Annotated in this window: 20 protein-coding genes; 11 read left to right on the plus strand and 9 right to left on the minus strand. The window is 73.5% G+C overall.

What is annotated here, in order from left to right; translation table 11 throughout:
* Window positions 1-75: 75 nt before the first annotated feature.
* Window positions 76-1,887 carry an NHL domain-containing thioredoxin family protein gene (locus IE245_RS01750; protein ID WP_189944758.1) on the minus strand — a complete coding sequence of 604 codons (1,812 nt, stop codon included), beginning with the start codon at window positions 1,885-1,887 and terminating at the stop codon, window positions 76-78.
* Window positions 1,888-2,164: 277 nt separating this feature from the next.
* Here IE245_RS01750 and IE245_RS01755 point away from each other — a divergent pair, with 277 nt between their 5' ends.
* From IE245_RS01755 to IE245_RS01785, 7 genes are all read left to right on the plus strand, one after another.
* On the plus strand, window positions 2,165-3,646 hold the full coding sequence (locus tag IE245_RS01755; RefSeq protein WP_189944759.1) for a CLIPPER-2 domain-containing protein: 1,482 nt from the start codon (window positions 2,165-2,167) through the stop codon (window positions 3,644-3,646).
* Window positions 3,647-3,649: 3 nt separating this feature from the next.
* Entirely contained in the window at window positions 3,650-4,399 is a 750-nt protein-coding gene (locus IE245_RS01760) for a bestrophin-like domain (protein ID WP_189944760.1), read from the plus strand.
* A 42-nt stretch (window positions 4,400-4,441) separates the two neighbouring features.
* Window positions 4,442-4,930 carry an LURP-one-related/scramblase family protein gene (locus IE245_RS01765; protein ID WP_189944761.1) on the plus strand — a complete coding sequence of 163 codons (489 nt, stop codon included), beginning with the start codon at window positions 4,442-4,444 and terminating at the stop codon, window positions 4,928-4,930.
* 233 nt (window positions 4,931-5,163) lie between these two features.
* Window positions 5,164-5,547: a hypothetical protein gene (locus IE245_RS01770; RefSeq protein WP_189944762.1), complete on the plus strand. Its 384-nt coding sequence runs from the start codon at window positions 5,164-5,166 to the stop codon at window positions 5,545-5,547.
* Window positions 5,548-5,560: 13 nt separating this feature from the next.
* A complete protein-coding gene (locus IE245_RS01775) occupies window positions 5,561-7,018 on the plus strand; it encodes a hypothetical protein (protein WP_189944763.1) in 1,458 nt (485 codons plus the stop codon).
* Between the two features lie 38 nt (window positions 7,019-7,056).
* Complete coding sequence (locus tag IE245_RS01780; protein WP_189944764.1) at window positions 7,057-7,668, plus strand: hypothetical protein; 612 nt, start codon at window positions 7,057-7,059, stop codon at window positions 7,666-7,668.
* Between the two features lie 57 nt (window positions 7,669-7,725).
* On the plus strand, window positions 7,726-8,538 hold the full coding sequence (locus IE245_RS01785) for a histidine kinase (protein ID WP_189944765.1): 813 nt from the start codon (window positions 7,726-7,728) through the stop codon (window positions 8,536-8,538).
* Between the two features lie 24 nt (window positions 8,539-8,562).
* Here IE245_RS01785 and IE245_RS01790 read toward each other — a convergent pair whose 3' ends face one another.
* Window positions 8,563-9,693, minus strand: coding sequence for an SMI1/KNR4 family protein (locus IE245_RS01790; protein WP_189944766.1), 1,131 nt, complete (start codon window positions 9,691-9,693; stop codon window positions 8,563-8,565).
* A complete protein-coding gene (locus IE245_RS01795) occupies window positions 9,690-10,496 on the minus strand; it encodes a carbon-nitrogen family hydrolase (RefSeq protein WP_189944767.1) in 807 nt (268 codons plus the stop codon). Before IE245_RS01795 ends, IE245_RS01790 begins: the two co-directional genes overlap by 4 nt.
* 164 nt (window positions 10,497-10,660) lie before the next feature.
* Between IE245_RS01795 and IE245_RS01800 the strand changes: the two genes are divergently transcribed.
* Entirely contained in the window at window positions 10,661-11,488 is an 828-nt protein-coding gene (locus tag IE245_RS01800; protein ID WP_189944768.1) for a maleylpyruvate isomerase family mycothiol-dependent enzyme, read from the plus strand.
* A gap of 7 nt (window positions 11,489-11,495) precedes the next feature.
* Here IE245_RS01800 and IE245_RS01805 read toward each other — a convergent pair whose 3' ends face one another.
* The 5 genes from IE245_RS01805 to pdhA form a co-directional block, all read right to left on the minus strand.
* Entirely contained in the window at window positions 11,496-12,809 is a 1,314-nt protein-coding gene (locus IE245_RS01805) for an MFS transporter (protein ID WP_189944769.1), read from the minus strand.
* Window positions 12,806-13,492 carry a GntR family transcriptional regulator gene (locus IE245_RS01810; RefSeq protein ID WP_189944770.1) on the minus strand — a complete coding sequence of 229 codons (687 nt, stop codon included), beginning with the start codon at window positions 13,490-13,492 and terminating at the stop codon, window positions 12,806-12,808. The genes IE245_RS01805 and IE245_RS01810 overlap by 4 nt, the downstream gene beginning before the upstream one ends.
* A gap of 138 nt (window positions 13,493-13,630) precedes the next feature.
* A complete protein-coding gene (locus IE245_RS01815; protein WP_189944771.1) occupies window positions 13,631-15,061 on the minus strand; it encodes a dihydrolipoamide acetyltransferase family protein in 1,431 nt (476 codons plus the stop codon).
* Window positions 15,062-15,074: 13 nt separating this feature from the next.
* On the minus strand, window positions 15,075-16,055 hold the full coding sequence (locus IE245_RS01820; protein WP_189944772.1) for an alpha-ketoacid dehydrogenase subunit beta: 981 nt from the start codon (window positions 16,053-16,055) through the stop codon (window positions 15,075-15,077).
* A 2-nt stretch (window positions 16,056-16,057) separates the two neighbouring features.
* Window positions 16,058-17,239, minus strand: a complete 1,182-nt coding sequence (pdhA, locus tag IE245_RS01825) for a pyruvate dehydrogenase (acetyl-transferring) E1 component subunit alpha (RefSeq protein ID WP_189944773.1) — start codon at window positions 17,237-17,239, stop codon at window positions 16,058-16,060.
* Window positions 17,240-17,582: 343 nt separating this feature from the next.
* Between pdhA and IE245_RS01830 the strand changes: the two genes are divergently transcribed.
* From IE245_RS01830 to IE245_RS01840, 3 genes are all read left to right on the plus strand, one after another.
* On the plus strand, window positions 17,583-18,242 hold the full coding sequence (locus IE245_RS01830) for a response regulator (RefSeq protein ID WP_189944774.1): 660 nt from the start codon (window positions 17,583-17,585) through the stop codon (window positions 18,240-18,242).
* 124 nt (window positions 18,243-18,366) lie between these two features.
* Window positions 18,367-18,798, plus strand: coding sequence for a pyridoxamine 5'-phosphate oxidase family protein (locus IE245_RS01835; protein WP_189944775.1), 432 nt, complete (start codon window positions 18,367-18,369; stop codon window positions 18,796-18,798).
* A gap of 15 nt (window positions 18,799-18,813) precedes the next feature.
* Window positions 18,814-19,830: a phosphotransferase gene (locus IE245_RS01840; protein ID WP_189944776.1), complete on the plus strand. Its 1,017-nt coding sequence runs from the start codon at window positions 18,814-18,816 to the stop codon at window positions 19,828-19,830.
* A 25-nt stretch (window positions 19,831-19,855) separates the two neighbouring features.
* Here the strand turns inward: IE245_RS01840 and IE245_RS01845 are convergent, their stop codons facing one another.
* Window positions 19,856-21,511, minus strand: coding sequence for a protein kinase domain-containing protein (locus tag IE245_RS01845; RefSeq protein WP_189944777.1), 1,656 nt, complete (start codon window positions 21,509-21,511; stop codon window positions 19,856-19,858).
* Window positions 21,512-21,606: the final 95 nt, after the last annotated feature.

Raw genomic sequence — 21,606 nt, forward strand, 5'->3', positions numbered from 1 at the left:
CGCGCGTGCGGATGGGGGCACCTCCCAGCGGTAGCTGGGGGAGTCGCGAGCCCGGCCTGATCCGGAAGACACGCCCTAGGCGTCCATGCCCGCCAGGATCAGCGGGAGGCGGCTGGCGCCGTCTCCCGTGATCCGCACCGGGACGCCCCAGTCCTGCTGGTGGACGTGGCACGCCGGGTACTCGTTGGCCGGGTCGTCGTCGCAGGACGCGGCCATCGCGGAGACGTGCAGGACGCCCTCCGAGAGGTCCGGGTTCAGCTCCAGGTCGCGGAAGAGGTCCGTGCCCGTGCCCTCGCCGGAGAGCAGCAGCTCCGGCGGGGTCGAGGAGACCAGCAGGCGGGTCGAAGGACCGTACCGCTCGTCCAGCTTCTGGCCCGTCGGCGCCTGGAAGACGACGTCGAGCCGGAAGGCGCCGGGAGCGACGTCGGTCGCCTCGCGCTTCGTGCGGTGGGCGACCGCCTCCACCCGCACGGCCTCCTCGGGGAGTCGCAGCCGGGTGAGACGGTGGCGCGCCGACTCGACGACCACGATGTCGTCGCCGACGAGGACCGCGTCGCTGGGCTCGCGCAGATCCGTCGCCAGGGTCGTGACCTCGCCGGTGGCGGGGTCGTAGCGGCGCAGGGCGTGGTTGTACGTGTCGGAGACCGCGACCGAGCCGTCGGGCAGGGCGGTCACGCCGAGCGGGTGCTGGAGCAGCGCCTGGCCCGCGGCGCCGTCCCGGTGCCCGAAGTCGAACAGGCCGGTGCCGACGGCGGTGTGCACGGCGCCGTCGGTGTCGACGAAGCGCAGGGCGCTCGTCTCCGAGTCGGCGATCCAGAGGCGGTCGCCGGCGGCGGCGAGCCCGGACGGCTGCGCGAACCAGGCCTCGGCGCCGGGGCCGTCGACGAGCCCCTCGTTCGTCGTGCCGGCGGCGACCTCGACGGTCTCCGTCCCGGGGTCGTACGTCCAGATCTGGTGCACGCCGGCCATGGCGATCCACACCTTGCCCTGCCACCAGGCGACGTCCCAAGGCGAGGACAGGTCCACGCCGAGCGCGGGCCCGGAGGTCGGCGAACCCTGCCACCACTGCCGGCCGGTACCGGCGATCCGCTCCACCTCGCCGGTCGCCGGGTCGAACCGCTGCAGCGCGTGGTGCACGGTGTCCGCGACGACGACCGTCCCGTCCGGCAGCAGCGCGAGGCCCTGCGGCTCCCGGAAGACGCCCTCGCCGCCGATCCGGCGCACCACGGTCTCCCCGTCGGCGGCCAGCTCGACCAGCTGGTGCCGGGTGGTGTCGGAGACGAGCAGGTTCCCCCCGGGGAGGACGACGGCCTTCCCGGGGAAGCGCAGATCGGTGGCGACGGGCTCCGGCGGCACGTACGGCCCGTCCCCGCGCCGCAGCGTCCCCTTCGCCTCGTGCTCCGCCTCCAGCTCCTCCACCAGCGTCCGGAGCGCGTTGGCGTGCCCCTCACCGGCGTGCTGGGCGACGACGTACCCCTCGGGGTCGATCACGACGAGCGTCGGCCAGGCCCGCACGGCGTACTGCTTCCAGGTCGCCAGCTCCGGGTCGTCGAGCACCGGGTGGTGCACCTCGTACCGCTCCACGGCGTCGACGACCGCCTGGTGCTCGGCCTCGTGCACGAACTTCGGCGAGTGCACGCCCACGATGACGAGCGTGTCCCGGTGCTTCTCCTCCAGCTCCCGCAGCTCGTCGAGGACGTGCAGGCAGTTGATGCAGCAGAAGGTCCAAAAATCGAGGATCAATGTGCGACCTCGGAAGTCGGCGAGCTTCAGGTCTTTCCCGCCGGTATTGATCCAGCCGCCCTTGCCGATCAGCTCGGGGGCACGGACGCGGGCGCGGGAACGGGGGGCGGGCGCGGGGGTGGGCGCCGGGGCAGCATCGTTCATCCTTCAAGCTTGCCATCCGCCCGTGAACGGGCCGTGAAGGGCCCGGGCCGGGCGTACGGGTGGATCGGTGGGGCCGGGCGGGGGCATGCGGGCGTGTCCCGGCGCGGGCGGGGGGTGCGGCGGGGGTTGGCATGGGCGCATGACGTGTGCGGGCAGATCATCTGACTACTCCCGCTTCCGGGTGAGGCGGGGGTGCGGGGCGCGGGCCGGGCGGGGCGTCCGGCTCCGGCGGGCCGTCCGGGTCGGGGCCGGGGCCCTTGCCGGGGCCCTCGTCGGGGTGCTCGTGCTGCCGTGCCTCGTGCTCCCCGGCGGGGGCGCCGCCTGGGCCGGCGGGGCCGGGAGCAAGGGGCTGCGGCTGAGCGTCGTCGTCAACGGCCGGGAGGGGGGCGCGGGACCGGTCCCGGTGCGGGCGGGGGCCGAGGTGGTGAAGCGGTACCGGCTCGTGAACCGGGGCGGGGCCGACCTGTACGACGTGTGGGTGCGCGATCCCGGACTTCCCCCGGGGGCCGCCGTGCGCTGCCCGCGCCGGACCCTCGTCGGGCTGACCTCCATGGAGTGCGGCGCCCGCTTCCGCGCCCTCCCCGGGACCCGCACCGCCACCGTCCGCGCCGGGGGCCGGATCCCCTCGCTCGGGCTCGCCGCCGCCGCGACCGCCCGCGGCGGGTACGACGGCGTCCTCGGAGCCCTCGTCCTCGGCGAGCGGGTGCGCGTCGCCGCGCCCGCCGCGAAGGGCGCGGCCACCGTCACGTACACCGTCGCCAACCGCGGGAACCGGACCCTGCACGACGTGCGCCTCGCCGATCCCGGTCTCGGTCTCGGCGGGCGGGGCGTGGACTGCGGCGCGGGCCCGCTCCGGCTGGCCCCCGGCGCCTCCGCGCGCTGCACCGCGACCGTGCGCCGCCCGCCGGGCGACCACCGCAGTACCGGCGTCGCCACCGGGACCGACCGGGTGGCCACGTACGCCCCCGACGGCCGCCGGCTCGCGGCGCCCCTGCTCACCGCCCGCGCCGACGCCTCCTTCACGGTGCCGACGCCGGCTCCGCCGCCGGCTCCGGCTCCGACGACATCGCCCGCGCCCGTACGGGAGGCGCCTTCGGCGGGGCGCGGGGGGTCGGCCACCGCCGGTACGCGTGGCGCGCCGGGGGCGGCGGGGGCGGCGGGGGTGCCGGGCGCGCCCGGGGCGGCGGACGCGCTCGGGGCTGCCGCCGCCGCGCCCGTGCCTCCGCTGACGGGCGTGCTTCCCCTCGGCCCGCCCGGTACGGACGCCCTTCCGGGCCTCGGTGAGGCCGCCGCCCCCGGGGACGCCGGGACCGGGGAAGGCGCCGGTGCGGCGGGGGTCGGTACCGGGGCCGCTGCGGGGGCGGGCGCGGGCGCGGGTGCAGGTGGGGGTGAGGGGCTCGTGGAGCCCGCCCCGGCCGCGCCGGGCGCCCCGGAGGCCGCCGACGCGGCCGACGCCGCCCTCACCGGCGGTACCGGTGGGACCGGTGGCACGGGTAGCACCGGTGGGACCGGTGGCACGGGTAGCACAGGTGACACGGGTGGCACGGGTGGCACAGGCTCTACCGGCGAGGCTTCGACGGGCGGGCGCACCCCGCCCGATGCCGCCCGGCGGGCCGCGACGCTCGACGGCGAGGGGTTCCTCGGGCGGTTGCGGCGGCGGGGGCGGGAGGCGGACGAGATGGGGGTGGTCGTGATGCTGCTGCTGATCCTGGTGCCGGCGGCCCTCGCCGCCGCGCTCCTCGGGAACCGGAGGACGTGACCGGTGGCCCTGTTCGAAACGCTCGTCGTCGTGTTCGGGGTCGCCCTGCTCGGTGCGCTCGCCGTCGTGGTCAAGACGCGGCTCTTCCCCGCCGGCGAGGACGAGGAACCGCGCGAGGACGTGGCCGAGTACATCGCCATGATGGTCTCGGTGCTGTACGCCATCGTGCTCGGCCTCTGCCTGGTCTCCGTCTGGGACACCCGCACCTCCGCCTCCGACAACGTCCAGGCCGAGGCGAGCGCCCTGCACCAGACGTACCTCCTCGCGGACGCCCTCCCCGACGACCGGCGCGAGCCGTTGCGGGAGGCGGCCCGGACGTACGCCGACCACGTCGTGGACGTCGAGTGGCCGATGATGGCCGCCCGTCAGCCGCTGGACCCCGCCGGCTGGCGGCTGCTCGAACAGCTCCGGCAGGCCGGCGAGGTCGGCGACACCGCCACCGTCTCGCAGCAGATCGCCGCGCAGGAGGTCCTCGCCCAGCTCAGCAACGTGGACGACGCCCGGCGCAACCGGGAGGCGGCCGCGCAGGAGCGGCTGTCACCGGTGCTGTGGACGGGACTGATCCTCGGCGGCTTCCTCACCCTGGCCTTCATGTTCATCTTCGGGATCCGCCGCAGCACCACCCATGTGGTGATGGTGATGGGCCTGTCCGGCTTCATCGCCTTCACCGCGCTGCTGGTCCATCAGCTCGACGCGCCTTTCGGGGAGGTGCTCGGCACCGGGCCCGAGGCCTTCACCCGCTACTTCGTGTGATCCGGCTGTTTCACGTGAAACAGCGAGAGGGAGGCATTCCACATGAAATACCTCGTACGGGACAAGATCTTCGCGATCGGCGACGACTACTGGATCGAGGACGAGGACGGCCGGCCCGCCTTCCTCGTCGACGGCAAGGCCCTGCGGCTGCGCGACACGCTGGAGCTGAAGGACCGCGACGGGCGGGTGCTCGTCACGTTGCGGCAGAAACTCCTGAGCCTGCGCGACGCGATGACGATCGAGCGGGACGAGCACCCGCTGGCGACCATCCGGCGCAAGCGGCTCTCGCTGCTGCGCAACCACTACCGCGTGACGCTCGTCGACGGCACCGAGCTGGACGTCAGCGGCCGGATCCTGGACCGGGAGTTCGCCGTCGAGTACGAGGGCGAACTCCTCGCCCACATCTCCCGCCGCTGGTTCCGCGTCCGTGACACCTACGCGGTGGACGTCCTCCGCGAGGACGCCGACGCGTCCCTGCTCATCGCGGTGGCGGTCTGCGTGATCCGGATGGCCGAGCGGGGAGGGGACTAGCGGGGGCGGGGGCGGGGCCGGCGGGGAGGGGCACCGGCCGGGGGACGGAGACGGGTAGGTCCTGTAAGGCTCTGGCCAACGTGGCTTGTTTCCTGCGCTCGGACGGGGAAACATACGGGTGCATCTGCAAAGTGCTGTCCGTCGTACCGCCATGGGGGCTCCGCGAGATGGGTTTTGACGAGGAAACTGCCGGCCTTCGGTCCACCGGGTCCGTCGCCCCGGAGCCGGCGGCCATGCGCCTGAACCAGCTGGACGACGGCACCGGCGGCCGGGGTGGCATCGGCGGCGGCTCCCCGGACCTGCAGACCTCGCCGGAGAAGAAGCGGGCGGCGGCGAACACCATCGAGACCGAGCTGGAGCCCAACACGGGCAAGGCCGCCAAGTGGGCCGACGAGGCCACCACCGCGGCCATCTCCGCCTTCGGCGGCTGGGCCGTCGCCGCGGGCCTGAAGACGGTCGACACCACCTGGAACAACCAGGTCAAGGCGCTGCTGGGGCGGCTCGCGCACGAGAAGGGCGCGCTGCGCGGCACCCTCACCGCCCTCTCCGGTCAGGACGTGGGCGTCCGCACGCAGATCGCGAGCGTGCCGCCGGTCTCCTCGATCTCCGGCTACTGAGGGGGGCGCCGACATGCTGACCTACTCCGAGATCATGACCACCGATCTGGGCAAGCTCTCCGCCGCCGCCGACAAGTGGGACGAGATGGCGAAGGAGCTGCACCGGGTCGAGGGCCGCTACCGGGACAGCGTGCAGACGCTGCCCGACTCGCCGGCCTGGATCGGACTGAGCGCCAACGCCGCACGGACCAACTTCGCCGCGACCCGGTACGAGTACCAGGCGGCGCAGACCCAGGCGAAGGCCACCGCGACGCTGCTGCGCAACGGCCACCAGCAGTTCGTCGAGCTGAAGAAGCAGCTGGAGTCGGCCCGCGCCGACGCGGTGAAGGCCGGCATGAAGGTCTCCGAGGAGGGCCGGGTCGCCTACGACTACGGGCGGCTCACCCCCGGCGAGCGGCAGGCCGTCACGCACGACCCGGACTACGCCAAGAGCATCCGGGAGGCGGAGACCGCCTGGGCCGAGCAGCTCGACGGCTGTGTGAAGGCGTTCGACCTCGCCGACCAGGACCTGAAGAAGGACCTGGAGGCCGTGGTGAAGGACGCCGGCGGCGGCAAGAACGACGAGACGCGCGGGACCGGCTTCAACGCCGGTGCCGACAAGGTCGCCGCGGCCGACGACAAGGCCAAGGCCGACCGGATGGACCTCGCCTGGCTGGAGATGAAGGACAACGAGACGCTCGACGACTACGTCAAGCGGCTCCAGAAGGAAGGCATCACCCGGCTCACCGGCAACCCGCAACTCGCCGAGCTGGTGTCCAAGTTCACCAACGGCGCGATCACCGCGGGCGCGTTCGCCGGCGCGCTGACGGCCGTCGGCATGTACTCGTACAAGCTGTCCAAGGCGCTGCGGCCGCCGTTCGTGCACCCGACCGCGCCCGGCACCTTCCTCTCCAAGCACTTCAACATGCGGCTCGCGGGCGCCGCGCCCGGCAGCATGCTCAGCAAGATCCCGCCGGGCCTCGCCACCGCCCTCACCGGCTCCGACGAGGCCGCCATGTGGGGCGGGTTCATGCGGAACAACGCGTTCTTCATGCCGACGGCCGCCGAGGCCAACCTGATCAAGGTCGCGCAGAACGGCGGCCTCGCCAACGCGGCGAAGGCGGCCGGCTGGCTGCGCGGCGCCGGTGTCGTCGGCGGCGTCGCCGCCACCGCCTACGGCGTGGCCAACCTGACCACGTACAACACCGACATGATCAAGGCGGACCCGGCGAAGTTCGCCTCGGACCTGACCGGCACGGCCTTCAGCGCGTCGATGACGGCGCTGACCGTCGCCCCGACGCCGGTCACCCTCGGCCTCGCCATCGGTACGGGCGTGGCCTACGGCGCGGCCCTGATCTGGGACAACCACGAGGCCATCGGCAAGGGCCTGGAGCAGGCCGGGGACTGGGTCGGCGACAAGGCGTCCGACATCGGCGAGGGCATCAAGGACGGCGCGAAGAAGCTGGGCAGCGCGCTGAACCCGTTCGACTGAGCAGCGGCCGGAATTCGACCGAGAGGGACACAGGGATCATGCACACGGACGTCGCCCCCTTCGAGCTGCAGAGGTGGAAGGAGGGGGGCCGGCACGACTACCGGGCCGGCTTCAAGGGGTCCTCCCGGGAGTTCGGCGAGATCGTCCTCACCGCTCCGCTGCCCCGGAGCAACGCGGAGGCGGCCGTCGTCTCCGAGCTGCGCGGCGGCATGCTCCCCACGGCCTCCTTCGAGGCGCGCGGGATCCACACCGACGTCGTGAAGCTGCCCACCCTCAACCGGTCCACCCTCCGCGTCGGCGACCGGGTCGTCCCCATGTCCCGCAACCGCGCGGGCATCACCCTCGACCAGCGCGCCCTGCACCTGCGGTACGCGGGTGACGACTACCGGCTCTCCGCCCTCGACAAGCGCGGCTACGTCCTCACCCGCCTGCCGGACGACGAGGACCCCGGCGTCACCGTCACCGTCCGCGAGTCCGGCCGCGGGAAGAAGCAGTGCCTCCAGGTGCGGGTCGCCGGCCGCGCGGAGGGCGGCGACCTGTCGCTGGCGCTGATCTTCGCGGGGGTGGACCGGTCGGCGCTGACGCGGCTGGGCGCCGTGAAGGCGGGGGTCTCGCGGGTGACGCACCTGTTCGCGGAATCGCAGTACTGACCCGCCCCTCTTTCCCACCCCCTTCTCTGTCCTCCCGAGCGAGTGAGCGAAAAAAAGATGCCTTCCTTCGATGTGACCCGGTCCCGTTTCCGCCTCGGTGACGACCACGTGTTCGTGCTGGCCCAGATGGCGACCGGGCAGCCGGTCCCGGAGGCCCTGGAGGGCGCGCGGGCGGCGCTGCGGGAGGCCGGGCTGATCAACGCCGGCGGGGAGCTGTCCGCCCTGCTGCTGCCCCTGATGAAGACCGTGGTCCAGCCGAACGTGATCGTCTCCCTGGAGGCCGGCGGCCGTCAGGGCAGCCTGCAGCACGGGCTCCTCATCGGCGAGGAGCACGTCGTCTGCCACGAGAGCTGGCCGGGCGAGGAGGAGGCCGTCTACCGGCTCGTGGAGCCGCGGACGGTGGTGTGGACGCTCGCCGACCTGGTCGCGCTCCGCCAGTCCGGCGGCGCGCCGGCGGACGAGGCGGTCGTGGAGACGACGATCGGGGCCCTGGAGGCGGGCCTGGCCGCCCTGGAGAAGGCGGCGTCGACGCCGGGCGCGGACGAGCGGGCCCTGGTGGCGGCGGCCCTGGAGGCGGCGGGCGGGCCGGCCGCCCCGCTGGCGGACCTGATCGTCGAGCTGCGCTCCCAGTGGCGCGTCACGGCCGCGTGGCAGGGCGGCCCGGAGGGCGAGCGGGGGGTCGTGGCGCGGATCGTGGCGGCCTGGGACTGCGGGCCGCTGGGCTACTGGCTGCGCGAGCTGCCGGCCGAGCCGGTCGCCGAGGGGTCGGTGACGCCGCAGAGCGCCTTCCGGCTGCGCCGGGTGACGCCGAAGCGGCTGTGGCAGTCGCTGACGGACCTCCTCCCGGACGCCGCCGAACTCGCCTCCTGAGCACGGGCCCGGGGCGCCCGGGCCTCAGGCCCCGGGCGCCGTCCGGGGCCTGTACGTGACCTGCTCGACCGGGTCCTCGTGCGGGTGGAAGAGGGCGGGCAGGCCCTCGACGGCGAGCTCTCCGCGCAGCCAGGAGAGGAGCGTCCCGGTGAGGGTGCCGGTGAGCGGCGGGCCCACGCGCGCGTGGCGGGGGTCGATGATCAGCGGCCAGGTCTCGGGGTCGTCGCCGTCGGCGAGCCAGCCGAGCTGGTCGCCGTCGATGGTGGCGGCGAAGGGCAGGAAGCCGCGGGATTCGGGCCAGACGGCGAGCGGGCGGAACTCGGGGTGGTCGGCGCGCAGGGAGCGGTAGTTGTCGGTGTACCACTCGGCCCACGGTGCCAGGTCGTACTGGCCGGTGCCCCAGGGGAGCGGAAAACGCAGCCAGTCGCACCAGGTGCCGGCGCCATACGCCTCCATCAGGCGGACGTACTCATGGGGGAGTTCGGTGCCGAGCTGGTCGTAGGTCCACTCCCAGTCGCGCGGGCCGAGGTACGGCTCCGGGGGCGGCGGGACGGCGGCGAGGAGGGTGTCGAGCCCGGTGCCGCCGCTCGCGAACGCGGCCCGCTGCGCGGCCGTCGGCGCGGGGCGGCGCGGCGGCGGCGTCCACCGGTCGGTGACGTCCTCGGCGAGGGCGCTGCGGGCGAGGGTCCGGGGCAGGCCCTCGTCGACGAGGAGCGCGAGGGTGGGCAGCAGGGTGGTGCCGGGGCGGCGCCACGGGTCGCGGCCCTTGTCCTGCTCGTGCGGGTCGTGGAGGAGCACGGGCCAGGCGTCGGGGTCGTCGGAGGCGCCGGTGTCCCAGAAGAAGGTGCCGGAGGTGCGGGTGGTGGCGAAGGGGAGCACGCCGGGCGCCATGCGGCGGTGCTCCTCGACGAAGCGGCCGTAGTCGAAGCCGCTGTTCCCGTCGGCGTACGGCGTCTGGATCCAGAACCGCTCGCCGAGGAGGACGGGGCCGTAGACGGTGGCGATCGCCTTGTAGTCGGCGGGCAGCCGGAGCCCGATCCACTCCTCGACGGCGGCCCAGTCGACGGGTATCGCGGGGCCCTCGGGCGGCGGCCCGAAGAGCCCGGCGAAGGCGGCGACGGCGTCGGCGCCGGTGTCCCGGGGGTCCTGGCTCATCGGACGGGGGCGCGGCGGGGCGCGGCGACGCCGAGGACGCGGTCCTTGAGGGCGGGGAAGTCCTCGCGGATCGCGGCGGGCTTCGCCGGGTCGAGGACGGCCCGCAGGACCTCCTCGCCGGGTCCGGCCTCGGCGAGGATCTCGCCCCACGGGTCGACGACCAGCGAGTGCCCGGCCTGTTCGACGCCCGCGTGGGTGCCGGCGGTGCCGCAGGCCAGGACGTACGCCTGGTTCTCGACGGCCCGGGCCTGGGCGAAGAGCCGCCAGTGGGCGCGGCGGCGGGCGGGCCAGCCGGCGGGGACGACGAAGGCCTCGGCCCCGACGTCGACGAGGCCGCGGAAGAGCTCGGGGAAGCGCAGGTCGTAGCAGGTGCCGACGCCGACGGTGAGGTGCGGCAGGTCGAAGGTGACCAGGTCCTCGCCGGCGGCCAGGAGGACGGCCTCGCCCTGGTCGAAGCCGAAGCGGTGGATCTTGCGGTAGGAGGCGACGAGCTCGCCGTCGGGGGAGAAGACGAGGGAGGTGTTGTAGAGGGAGCCGCCGGCGGACTCGACGAAGGAGCCGGCGTGCAGCCAGACCTCGGCTTCCCGGGCGGCGGCGGCCATCGCCGTGTAGGTGGGGCCGTGGAGGGGCTCGGACTCGGCGGCCCAGAGATCGGCCGAAAATGCTCCTGTGGGCCACAGTTCGGGGAGGACGACGAGGTCAGCGGCCCCGCGCTCCTCCCGTACGAGGCGGGCCGCGCGGGCCCGCCGGTCGGCGACCGGTTCGTCCGGGTCTACCGCGATCTGGATCAGCGAGGCGCGCACACTACCACCGTCCTGGCGTTGAAGCCGTCAACACCGGCCTACGATCGTCACACGAAAGCACTGCCGGGGTGCTCCCGGGGAGCGTAACTTAGCGTCCGAGCCTCCCATTCCACTGTCGCGCCAGTCGTGTTTTCAGCCCGTACCGAAGAACGTCGAGGGGTCCCGTGACCGTCCATCCCAGCCTCCAGAACTACGCCGACGCCTGGACCCACTCCATCGAAGCGATAGCCGAGCTGGTGCAGCCGCTCGTGGAGGGCGAGTGGAACCGGGCGACCCCGTGCCCCGGCTGGTCGGTCCGCGACATCGTGTCGCACGTGATCGGCATGGAGACCGAGATGCTCGGGGACCCGCGGCCGATCCACTCGCTCCCCCGCGACCTGTACCACGTGCGCAGCGACTTCGCCCGCTACATGGAGGTGCAGGTCGACGTCCGCCGGCACCACACGGCGCCGGAGATGACCTCGGAGCTGGAGTACATCCTGATCCGCCGGGCCCGTCAGCTGCGGAACGAGAACCGTTCGCCCGATCACGTCATCCGGGCGCCGCTGGGCGGGGAGCAGACCCTGGAGCAGGGCTACCGGCTGCGGGCCTTCGACACCTGGGTGCACGAGCAGGACCTGCGGTTCGCGCTGGGGGTGCCGGGGAACCTGGACTCGCCGGGCGCGTTCGTGGTGCGGGACATGCTCCTGCAGGCGCTGCCGAAGGTGGTCGCGAAGGACGCGGGCGCGCCGGCGAACTCGGCGGTCGTGGTGGACGTGACGGGGCCGGTGGAGTTCCTGCGGACGGTGCGGGTGGACGCGGAGGGGCGGGGCACGATCGACGGGGCGCCGTCGCTGGGACCGGCGGTGACGCTGGCGACGGACTGGGAGACGTACGTGCGCCTGGCCTGCGGCCGGGTCCGGCCGGCCGAGGTGGCCGACCGGGTCAAGGTGGAGGGCGACGCGGACCTGGCCGCCGCGATCCTCGGCCACTTCGCGGTGACGCCGAACTGAGCGGTCCTCACACGGGCACGTGGACGGCCTCCACGCGGCTGGCGACGAGGCGTTCGCGCTCGCGCCGGTGCGTGCGGGACTTGAGACGGAGGATCTGCGCGACGCCGAGCGCCTCGAGGACGAAGACGGAGGAGAACGCGATCCGGTAGTCGTCGCCCGTCACGTCGAGGAGCACGCCGACGGCGAGCAGCGTCGTCATCGAGGCGACGAAGCCGCCCATGTTGACGATGCCGGAGGCGGTGCCCTGGCGCTCCGGCGGGTTGGCCGGGCGGGCGAAGTCGAAGCCGATCATGGAGGCCGGTCCGCAGGCCCCGAGGACCAGGCAGAGGGTGACGAGCAGCCACATCGGGGCGTGGTCGCCGGGATACGCGATCGTGGCCGCCCACAGCAGGGCGGTGGCGGCGACCGTGCCGAGGGCCAACGGGGCGCGGGCGCCGCCGTGCCGGGCGATGATCTGGCCGTAGGCGAGGCCGACGGCCATGTTGGAGAACACCACGAGGGTGAGCAGTTCGCCCGCGGTGCCGCGGGACAGGCCCTGGGCCTCGACGAGGAACGGCAGTCCCCACAGCAGCAGGAACACCATCGCGGGGAACTGGGTGGTGAAGTGCACCCACAGGCCGAGGCGGGTGCCGGGCTCGCGCCAGGACGCGGCGATCTGCCGGCGGACGTAGGCGGCGCCCGCGTGGCGGACGGGAGCGGGCTCGTGCCCCTCCGGGTGGTCCTTGAGGAAGAGGAGCAGCAGGACCAGGACGAGGACGCCGGCGAGGGAGCTGCCGACGAAGGTGGTGGTCCAGCCGAGGCCGTGCAGGGCGCGGGAGAGGACGACCGTCGAGATCAGGTTGCCGGCCATGCCGATGAGGCCGGCGAGCTGGGCGATGAGGGGTCCGCGGCGGGCCGGGAACCAGCGGCCGCCGAGGCGCAGGACGCTGATGAAGGTCATGGCGTCGCCGCAGCCGAGGAGGGCGCGGGAGGCGAGGGCCATGGGGTACGACGGGGAGAGCGCGAAGCCCAGCTGGCCGAGGGTGAAGAGGACGACGCCGAGGGCGAGGACCTTCTTGGTGCCGAGCCGGTCGACCATGAGGCCGACGGGTATCTGCATGCCCGCGTACACCAGCAGCTGGAGTATGGAGAAGGTGGAGAGCGCGGAGGCGCCGACGTGGAAGCGGTCGGCGGCGTCGAGTCCGGCGACGCCGAGCGAGGTGCGGAAGATGACGGCGACGAAGTAGACGCCGACGCCGACGCCCCAGACGAGGGCGGCGCGCCGGCCGCCGGGCGGGTCGCCGGGCAGGGTGACGGCCGAGCCGTATCCGTCGCGGCTCACCTGTCCTCCCCCCGGACCAGGGCGCCGACGCGGCCGAGGTGGCCGCGGACGGCCGCGGCGGCGCCGTCCGCGTCGCCGGCGCGGAGGCGGTCGAGGATCTCGGCGTGCTCGGCGATGTTCTGGGCGACGCGGTCGGGGTGGGCCTGCATGACGGCGACGCCCATGCGGAGCTGCCGGTCGCGGAGCTGGTCGTAGAGGCGGGCGAGGATCTGGTTGCCGGCGTGCCGGACGATCTCCGCGTGGAAGGAGCGGTCGGTGTCGGCGACCTCGGCGAGGTCTCCGGCGGTCGCCCGGAGCTCCTGCTCGGCCAGCAGCTCTTCGAGCCGGGCGAGGAGCGCGGGCGGTGCGGGCACGGCCCTCCGCACGGCGAACTCCTCGACGAGCAGCCGGGTCTCGACGACGTCGGCGATCTCCTGGGCGGAGACGGCGAGGACGAGGGCGCCCTTCTTCGGGTAGAGCTTCAGCAGCCCTTCCATCTCCAGCTTGAGCAGGGCCTCGCGGACGGGGGTCCGGGAGACGCCCACGGCCTGGGCCAGCTCCCCCTCGGTGAGCAGGGTCCCGCCCTCGTAACGGCGGTCGAGGACCGCCCGCTTGACGTGGCTGTAGACGCGTTCGGCGGCGGGCGGCGGCTTGACGGGCTGTTCTGCGGGCTGCTCGGTGGAGGGCGGTGCGACTGATGGCATGCGCACAGCATAGATACAAGAGGTGTACAACAAACAGGCCCGTCCGCGATGCGGACGGGCCTGTTTCACGTGAAACGTGACGGACGGGACACCTGCCGATCGGAGCACGCGCCCGAGGGGGCACGTGCCGATCGGTCACTACGCCCAGGTCATGAGCCGCTTCGGCTGCTCCAGGATCGCGGCCACGTCGGCCAGGAACTTGGAACCCAGCTCGCCGTCGACCAGGCGGTGGTCGAAGGAGAGCGCCAGCGTGGTGACCTGACGCGGCTTCACCTTGCCCTTGTGGACCCAGGGCTGGAGCTTGATCGCGCCGACCGCGAGGATCGCGGACTCGCCCGGGTTGATGATCGGCGTACCGGTGTCGACGCCGAAGACGCCGACGTTGGTGATGGTGAAGGTGCCGCCCTGCATCGCCGCCGGGGTCGTCTTGCCCTCGCGGGCGGTGGCGACCAGCTCGCTCAGGGAGCGGGAGAGCTCCGGCAGGGTCTGGGCGTGCGCGTCCTTGATGTTCGGCACGATCAGACCGCGCGGGGTGGCCGCGGCGATGCCCAGGTTCACGTAGTGCTTGAGGACGATCTCCTGCGCCGCCTCGTCCCAGGCCGCGTTGATCTCCGGGTTGCGGCGGACCGCGACCAGGACGGCCTTGGCGATGAGGAGGAGCGGGTTGATCCGCAGGCCGGCCATGTCCTTGTCGGCCTTGAGCTCCTCGACCAGCTTCATCGTGCGCGTGATGTCGAAGGTCACGAACTCGGTGACGTGCGGGGCGGTGAAGGCCGAGCCGACCATCGCCGCCGCCGTCGCCTTGCGGACGCCCTTGATCGGGACCCGGGTCTCCCGTGCGCCGGCGTCGACGGCCGGAGCCGCGACGGGAGCGGGAGCGGTCGCGGCGGCGGCCGGGGCGGGCGCCGGGGCGGCGGGGGCCGGAGCGGCCACCGGAGCGGGCGCCGGGGCGGCCGCGCGGTGCACGTCCTCGCGGGTGATGACCCCGTCCGGGCCGGTCGGGACGACCGAGGCCAGGTCCACGCCGAGGTCCTTGGCGAGCTTGCGCACCGGCGGCTTGGCCAGCGGACGCGGGCCGGCCGGGGCGTGCCCGTTCAGCTGCTCCGGGACCACCGCGACGGGAGCGGGGGCGGCCGGGACGGAGGCGGCCGGGGCGGAAGCGGCCGGGGCGGCCTTGCGGGCCCGGCGCTTGGTGGAGCTCGCGGCCACGCCGTAGCCGACGAGGACCGGCTGGCGGCCCTCGGGCTCGGCCTCCGCCGCGGGGGCGGACGCCGGGGTCTCGACGGGGGCCGGCGCGGCCGGGGCGGGTGCCTCGGCCGGGGCGGCGCCGCCGACGTTCACGGAGATGATGACCTGGCCGACGTCGACCGTGGTGCCCTCGGGGAAGACCAGCTCGTGGACGGTGCCGTCGAAGGGGATCGGCAGCTCCACGGCGGCCTTGGCCGTCTCCACCTCGCAGACGACCTGCCCGTCGGTGACGGTGTCACCGGGCTGGACGTACCACTTGAGGATCTCGGCCTCGGTCAGGCCCTCGCCCACGTCGGGCATCTTGAATTCGCGGATCGTCATGGTCGTGCTCTCCTCAGTACGCCAGCGAGCGGTCGACGGCGTCGAGCACGCGGTCCAGGCCCGGCAGGTACTCCTCCTCCAGGCGCGCCGGCGGGTACGGCGCGTGGTAGCCGCCGACCCGCAGGACGGGGGCCTCCAGGTGGTAGAAGCAGCGCTCCGTGATCCGGGCGGCGATCTCCGCTCCGGAGCCGAAGAACACCGGTGCCTCGTGGACGACGACCAGGCGCCCGGTCTTCTCGACCGAGGCCTGGACGGTGTCGAAGTCGAGCGGGGAGACCGAGCGGAGGTCGACGACCTCGATCGACCTGCCCTCCTCGGCGGCGACCGCGGCGGCCTCCAGGCAGGTCTTCACCATGGGGCCGTACGCCAGCAGGGTCAGGTCGGTTCCCTCGCGGGCGACCCGGGCCTTGTGGAGCTCGCCGGGGATGGCCTCGGTGTCGACCTCGCCCTTGTCCCAGTAGCGGCGCTTGGGCTCGAAGAAGATGACCGGGTCGTCGCTCTGGATCGCCTGCTGGAGCATCCAGTAGGCGTCGGAGGAGTTCGCCGGGGTGACGACCTTGAGGCCCGCGACGTGCGCGAAGAGCGACTCGGGGGACTCGGAGTGGTGCTCGACGGCGCCGATGCCGCCGCCGTACGGGATGCGGATGACGACCGGCATCTTCACGGTGCCGAGCGAGCGGGCCCGCATCTTCGCCAGCTGGGTGACGATCTGGTCGTACGCCGGGAAGACGAAGCCGTCGAACTGGATCTCCACGACGGGGCGGTAGCCGCGCAGCGCGAGGCCGATCGCGGTGCCGACGATGCCGGACTCGGCGAGCGGGGTGTCGACGACGCGGTCCTCGCCGAAGTCCTTCTGGAGACCGTCGGTGATGCGGAAGACGCCGCCGAGCTTGCCGACGTCCAGGCCCATGACGATGACCTTGGGGTCGGTCTCCAGGGCCTTGCGCAGCGACTCGTTGAGCGCCTTCGCGAGGGGAAGCTTCTGCACAGCCATGATTACTCGGCCTCTCCGTTCGCGAAGGACGCCTGGTAGGCGGCGAACTGCGCGCGCTCCTCGTCGACGAGCGCGTGCCCGTCCGCGTACGTGTGGTCGAACATCGCCATGTGGTCCGGGACCGGCATGGCGCGGACGACCTCGCGGACGTGCTTGCCGAGGTTCTCGCTCTCGGCCTCCAGCTCCTCGAAGAAGGCCGCGTCGGCGTGGCCCTCGCTCTCCAGGTACGTCCGCAGGCGCTGGATCGGGTCCTTCGCCTCCCACGCCTCGCGCTCCGCGTCGCGGCGGTAGCGGGTCGGGTCGTCGGAGGTGGTGTGGGCGGCCATCCGGTAGGTGAACGCCTCGATCAGCGTCGGGCCCTCGCCGCGGCGGGCGCGCTCCAGGGCCGAGCGGGTGACGGCCAGGCACGCGAGGACGTCGTTGCCGTCGACGCGGACGCCGGGGAAGCCGAAGCCGCGGGCGCGCTGGTAGAGCGGGACGCGGGTCTGCTTCTCGATGGGCTCGGAGATCGCCCACTGGTTGTTCTGGCAGAAGAACACGACCGGGGCGTTGTAGACCGCCGAGAAGACGAACGACTCGTTGACGTCGCCCTGGCTGGAGGCGCCGTCGCCGAAGTAGGCGAGCACGGCGGAGTCCGCGCCGTCCTTGGCGATGCCCATGGCGTAGCCGGTGGCGTGCAGGGTCTGCGAGCCGAGGACGATCGTGTACAGGTGGAAGTTGTTGCTGTTGGGGTCCCAGCCGCCGTTGTTCACGCCGCGGAACATGCCGAGCAGGTTGGTGGGGTCGACGCCCCGGCACCAGGCGACGCCGTGCTCGCGGTAGGTCGGGAAGACGTAGTCGTCGTCCCGCAGGGCCCGTCCCGAACCGATCTGCGCGGCCTCCTGGCCGAGCAGCGAGGCCCACAGGCCCAGCTCGCCCTGGCGCTGGAGGGCGGTCGCCTCCGCGTCGAAGCGGCGGGTGAGGACCATGTCGCGGTAGAGCCCGCGCAGCTCCTCGGCGCTCAGGTCGATGTCGTAGTCGGGGTGCTGGACGCGCTCGCCTTCGGGCGTCAGCAGCTGAACGAGTTCGGGCTCCCCGGCCGGGGCCTGATCGGCCTTCTTGGCGCCGGCGCTGGCGCCGGTGGTGCGCTTGGCGCCGCTGCTGCGTCGCGTCGTCTTGCGCGCGGCAGTGCTCTCCACGGTCACGTGCGTGCTCCTCCGTCGGTCCGGCCCCCGGGTTCGCCGGTGGGCCAGTGCGGCTCTCCGCCTTATCCGTACCCTGCGCACGGGGTGGGTGCGACGCGGCCGGGATCGGGCGTGACAGTTGTCCCGGCGAACGCCGTCAGAAGGCACGTTACCCATCACTCCGCATTCCTGCGAAACCCCACTTGACCTGCGAATTTGCTTGGATTTCCAAGTAAATTCGGAAAAGCGGAAGCTCGCCCTGGTCAGCGCGTCGGGCAGCGGCCCCGACACCCTCGTCGGAACATCCGGCACCGTAACCCGCGCACCCCGGGCACCGGAAGAGCCAATATGTGAGACTGACCCCGTGCGCGAAGAAGGAAAAATCCGGGTATTTCTGCTGGATGACCATGAAGTCGTCCGGCGCGGCGTCCACGAGTTGCTTTCCGTGGAGGACGACATCGAGGTGGTCGGCGAGGCCGGAACCGCGGCCGACGCCCTGGTCAGGATCCCCGCGACCCGCCCCGACGTGGCGGTGCTCGACGTGCGGCTGCCCGACGGCAGCGGTGTCGAGGTCTGCCGCGAGGTCCGCTCCCAGGACGAGTCGATCAAGTGCCTGATGCTGACCTCGTACGCGGACGACGAGGCGCTCTTCGACGCGATCATGGCCGGGGCCTCCGGATACGTCCTCAAGGCGATCCGGGGCAACGAGCTGCTGAACGCCGTCCGGGACGTGGCGGCCGGCAAGTCGCTGCTCGACCCGGTGGCGACGGCGCGGGTCCTGGAGCGGCTGCGGGACGGCAACAACCCGAAGGGGGACGACCGGCTCGCCCACCTCACCGAGCAGGAGCGGAAGATCCTCGACCTGATCGGCGAGGGCCTCACCAACCGGGCCATCGGCGAGCGCCTCCACCTCGCGGAGAAGACCATCAAGAACTACGTCTCCAGCCTGCTGTCGAAGCTCGGCATGGAGCGGCGCTCCCAGGCCGCCGCGTACGTGGCCCGCATGCAGGCCGAACGGCACTGAGAGCCGGGCTCTCACCCGGACGGAGCAGTCCGGGGCCCGCGGACGGCCTTCGGGACCTACGTCCCCGCCGGCGCGGGGCCCCGGCCCCTTTCCCGACGGGGCGCCGGTGGCGGACAGTGGAGGCATGTCCACCGAGGAGATCCGCGCCATCGAACTGCTCGGCCGTGCACCGTACGGCCGGATCGCCACGAGCATGCGGGCGATGCCCTTCGTCGCGCCCGCCCGGCACATCGTCTCCGACGGCAGCGTCGTGATCCGCATGCACGAGGGGCTCGGCTACCACCAGGCGTGCAGCGGCAGCGTCGTCGCCTACGGGGCGGACGACCTCGATCCGGAGTCGGGCACCCTGCGCTCGGTGCAGTTCACCGGCACCGCCGAGATCGCCGAGCCGACCGAGGCCGAGCTGGCCGCCTTCGGCCCCGAACCGCAGACCGTGGACGGCGAGCCCTTCGCCCCCGTCTACCTGCGACTCGAACCCCAGTTCGTCACCGTGCACACCCTCGACTACGGGCCCGCGGCCGCCTCCGCACCGCGACACCTCCACCACGCAGCGTGATCTAACATCTGCGGAGTGCCGCGCTCATCTGAACATTCCGCTCCTCCGGTCGGCGCCCTGCTGCGCCGCCACCCGCACGCCGGGGAGCCCCTGTCCTGCGTCCCCGTCACCGAGGGCCTGCTCAACCGCGGCTACCGCCTCGCCACCACCCGAGGCCGCTACTTCCTCAAACAGCACCTCGACGCCCCCACCGCCGACCGGGCCACCATCACCCGCCAGCACCGCGCCACCCAGCGGCTGCACGCCCTCGGCCTGCCGGTGGCCCCGCCGCTGCCCGACAGCCGCGGCCGCACGGTCGCCGTCATCGACGGCCGCTGCTACGCCCTGCACCCCTGGGTCGAGGGCCGGCACCGGGACGGCGCCCAGCTCACCACCGGCGGCTCCCGCCGCCTCGGCGCCCTCCTCGGCCGCGTCCACACCACCCTCGACCGGGTCATGGAGCCGCCGCCGGCCGACGAGCGGCACGACAGCGCCCGCCCCGAGGACACCTTCGCCGACATCGCCGAGCTGATCCGCCTGGCCCGCGCCCACCGCCCGTACGACGGCTTCGACGCGCTCGCCGAGCACCGGCTGCGGGAGCGGCGCCGGCTGCTCGCCCAGCACGCCCACCGGCGCCCCCCGGCGCCCGCCACGGCCGGCTGGGTGCACGGCGACTTCCACCCGCTGAACCTGCTCTACCGGGGCGCCGAGCCGGCCGCGATCGTCGACTGGGACCGCCTCGGCGTCCGCCCCCGGGCCGAGGAGGCCGTCCGGGCCGCCGCGATCTTCTTCGTACGGCCGGGCGGCGAGCTGGACCTGGAGAAGGTGCGGGCCTACGCGCGCGCCTACCGGCGGGCGGCGGGCGCCGACGGCGCCGAGCTGGCCGCGGCGGTGCACCGGGTGTGGTGGGAGCGGCTCAACGACTTCTGGACGCTGCGCTGGCGCTACCAGCTGCACGACCACAGGGCCGACCCGCAGTTCCCCGCGGTGTCGGCCCTGGCCGTGTGGTGGACCCGGGAGTACGACGCCGTCCGCGACGCCTTCGCCGCCTGACGCGCGCCGCCCCTCGGGAAGGCGGCTACGGGGTGGACCCCGTGTCGCCCTCCGGACCGCCGGTCGGCGGGACGTCCGGGCCGCCGTCGCCCCCGCCGGTCGGGTCGGGCTCGCCGGTGGAGCCGCCGTCCGTCGGCTGGGTCGTCGTGCCGCCCGTCGGCGTCGGCGCGGTCGTCGGCTCGTCCGTCGGCGTCGGCGCCGTGGTCGGCTCGTCCGTCGGCGTCGGCGCGGTCGTCGGCTCCTGCGTGGGCGTCGGCGCGGTCGTCGGCTGCTGCGTGGCCGGCGGCCACGGGTTCTGCGTGGTGCCGCCGTCGCCGCCGCTCGTCGGAGGCTCGTAGGTGTTCTCCGACGGCTCCTCGGACGGGGTGGGCTCCTCGGAGGCCGTGGTCGGCGCGGACGAGACCGTCGTCGGCGTCGTCACCGGGGTCTTCTTCTCGCCCTCGCCCCCGGCCATGCGCACCGCGAAGACGGCACCGGCGACGATCGCGACCAGCGCGAGCGCCGCGAACAGCACCATCCTGGTCCGCTTGCCCCCGCCGCCGTCCTGGCCGCCGTAGCCGCCGTTCCCGCCGCCGGGGCCGTAGCCGCCGGTGCTGCCCGTGCCGTCGTAGTAGCCGCCGTCGTCCGGGTTGGGCGGCGGAAGGATCTGGCCCTGGGCGGTCTCGCCGAGCGGCGGGTGTCCCATGGCCGTCGTCGCGGCCATGCCGTGGCCGGGGGTGTGCCCGCCCTCGTGCACGGCCACCGGGCCGGTGCTCCAGGTGCCGGTGTGGCCGCCCTGCTGCCGGAGCATCTCCAGGCCGTACTGGATCAGCCCGCGGAACTCCTCGGCGCTCTGGAACCGGTCGTCCGGCTCCTTCGCGAGCGAGCGCATCACCAGGCCGTCCAGCTCCGGCGGCGTCGAGCCGCGGACCTCGGACGGCGGGACCGGGATGTCCTGCACGTGCTGGTAGACCACCGACAGCGGCGTCTCGCCGGTGAAGGGAGGCCGCAGCGAGAGCAGTTCGTAGAGCAGGCAGCCCGTCGCGTACAGGTCGGAGCGGTGGTCGACGGCCTTGCCGAGCGCCTGCTCCGGGGAGAGGTACTGCGGCGTGCCCATGACCATGCCGGTCTGCGTCATCGTCGCCTGCGCGCCGTGCAGCGCGCGGGCGATGCCGAAGTCCATCACCTTCACGGCGCCGCTGTTCGTGATGATCACGTTGGCCGGCTTGATGTCGCGGTGCACGATGCCGTGCTGGTGCGAGTACGCCAGCGCCTCCAGGACGCCGGAGACGATCACCAGCGCCTGCTCGGGGCCGGGCGCCTCCGCGCTGACCAGCAGGTCACGGATGGTGCGGCCCTCGACGAGCTCCATCACGATGTACGGCACCGGGCGGCCGTCCACGACGTCCTCGCCGGAGTCGTACACGGCCACGATCGCGTGGTGGTTGAGGCCCGCGACCGACTGCGCCTCGCGCGTGAACCGCGCCTTGGAGACCGGGTCCTCGGCCAGGTCGGAGCGGAGCAGCTTCACCGCGACGGTGCGGCCCAGCCGTACGTCCTCGGCGGCGAAGACCTCGGCCATGCCGCCGCGCCCCAGACGGTGTGTCAGCCGGTAGCGGCCGTCGCCGACGACCCGCCCGAGCCCCCACGAGTCCCCAGCGGCGCCCGGCACACCGCCACCTGCGTCGGATCCGGGTTCCATGAGTCCTCGCCGTCGTCTGTGCGTGCCGTGTGTCCAGTCGTCACGCTACAGGCTTCGTACGACAACACGGTCCGCGATGACCGGCCATCAAACCC

Origin of the sequence: Streptomyces roseolus (assembly GCF_014649855.1) — a bacterium.
In the GTDB taxonomy this organism is placed as follows: Bacteria; Actinomycetota; Actinomycetes; order Streptomycetales; family Streptomycetaceae; genus Streptomyces; species Streptomyces roseolus.

What these genes read in the sequence shown, in the direction of transcription:
- IE245_RS01750 (WP_189944758.1), bottom strand. Translation starts at nt 1,887, where the DNA reads ATGAACGATGCTGCCCCGGCGCCCACCCCCGCGCCCGCCCCCCGTTCC.
- IE245_RS01765 (WP_189944761.1), top strand. Translation starts at nt 4,442, where the DNA reads ATGAAATACCTCGTACGGGACAAGATCTTCGCGATCGGCGACGACTAC.
- IE245_RS01770 (WP_189944762.1), top strand. Translation starts at nt 5,164, where the DNA reads ATGCGCCTGAACCAGCTGGACGACGGCACCGGCGGCCGGGGTGGCATC.
- IE245_RS01775 (WP_189944763.1), top strand. Translation starts at nt 5,561, where the DNA reads ATGCTGACCTACTCCGAGATCATGACCACCGATCTGGGCAAGCTCTCC.
- IE245_RS01780 (WP_189944764.1), top strand. Translation starts at nt 7,057, where the DNA reads ATGCACACGGACGTCGCCCCCTTCGAGCTGCAGAGGTGGAAGGAGGGG.
- IE245_RS01785 (WP_189944765.1), top strand. Translation starts at nt 7,726, where the DNA reads ATGCCTTCCTTCGATGTGACCCGGTCCCGTTTCCGCCTCGGTGACGAC.
- IE245_RS01790 (WP_189944766.1), bottom strand. Translation starts at nt 9,693, where the DNA reads ATGAGCCAGGACCCCCGGGACACCGGCGCCGACGCCGTCGCCGCCTTC.
- IE245_RS01810 (WP_189944770.1), bottom strand. Translation starts at nt 13,492, where the DNA reads ATGCCATCAGTCGCACCGCCCTCCACCGAGCAGCCCGCAGAACAGCCC.
- IE245_RS01815 (WP_189944771.1), bottom strand. Translation starts at nt 15,061, where the DNA reads ATGACGATCCGCGAATTCAAGATGCCCGACGTGGGCGAGGGCCTGACC.
- IE245_RS01820 (WP_189944772.1), bottom strand. Translation starts at nt 16,055, where the DNA reads ATGGCTGTGCAGAAGCTTCCCCTCGCGAAGGCGCTCAACGAGTCGCTG.
- IE245_RS01835 (WP_189944775.1), top strand. Translation starts at nt 18,367, where the DNA reads ATGTCCACCGAGGAGATCCGCGCCATCGAACTGCTCGGCCGTGCACCG.
- IE245_RS01845 (WP_189944777.1), bottom strand. Translation starts at nt 21,511, where the DNA reads ATGGAACCCGGATCCGACGCAGGTGGCGGTGTGCCGGGCGCCGCTGGG.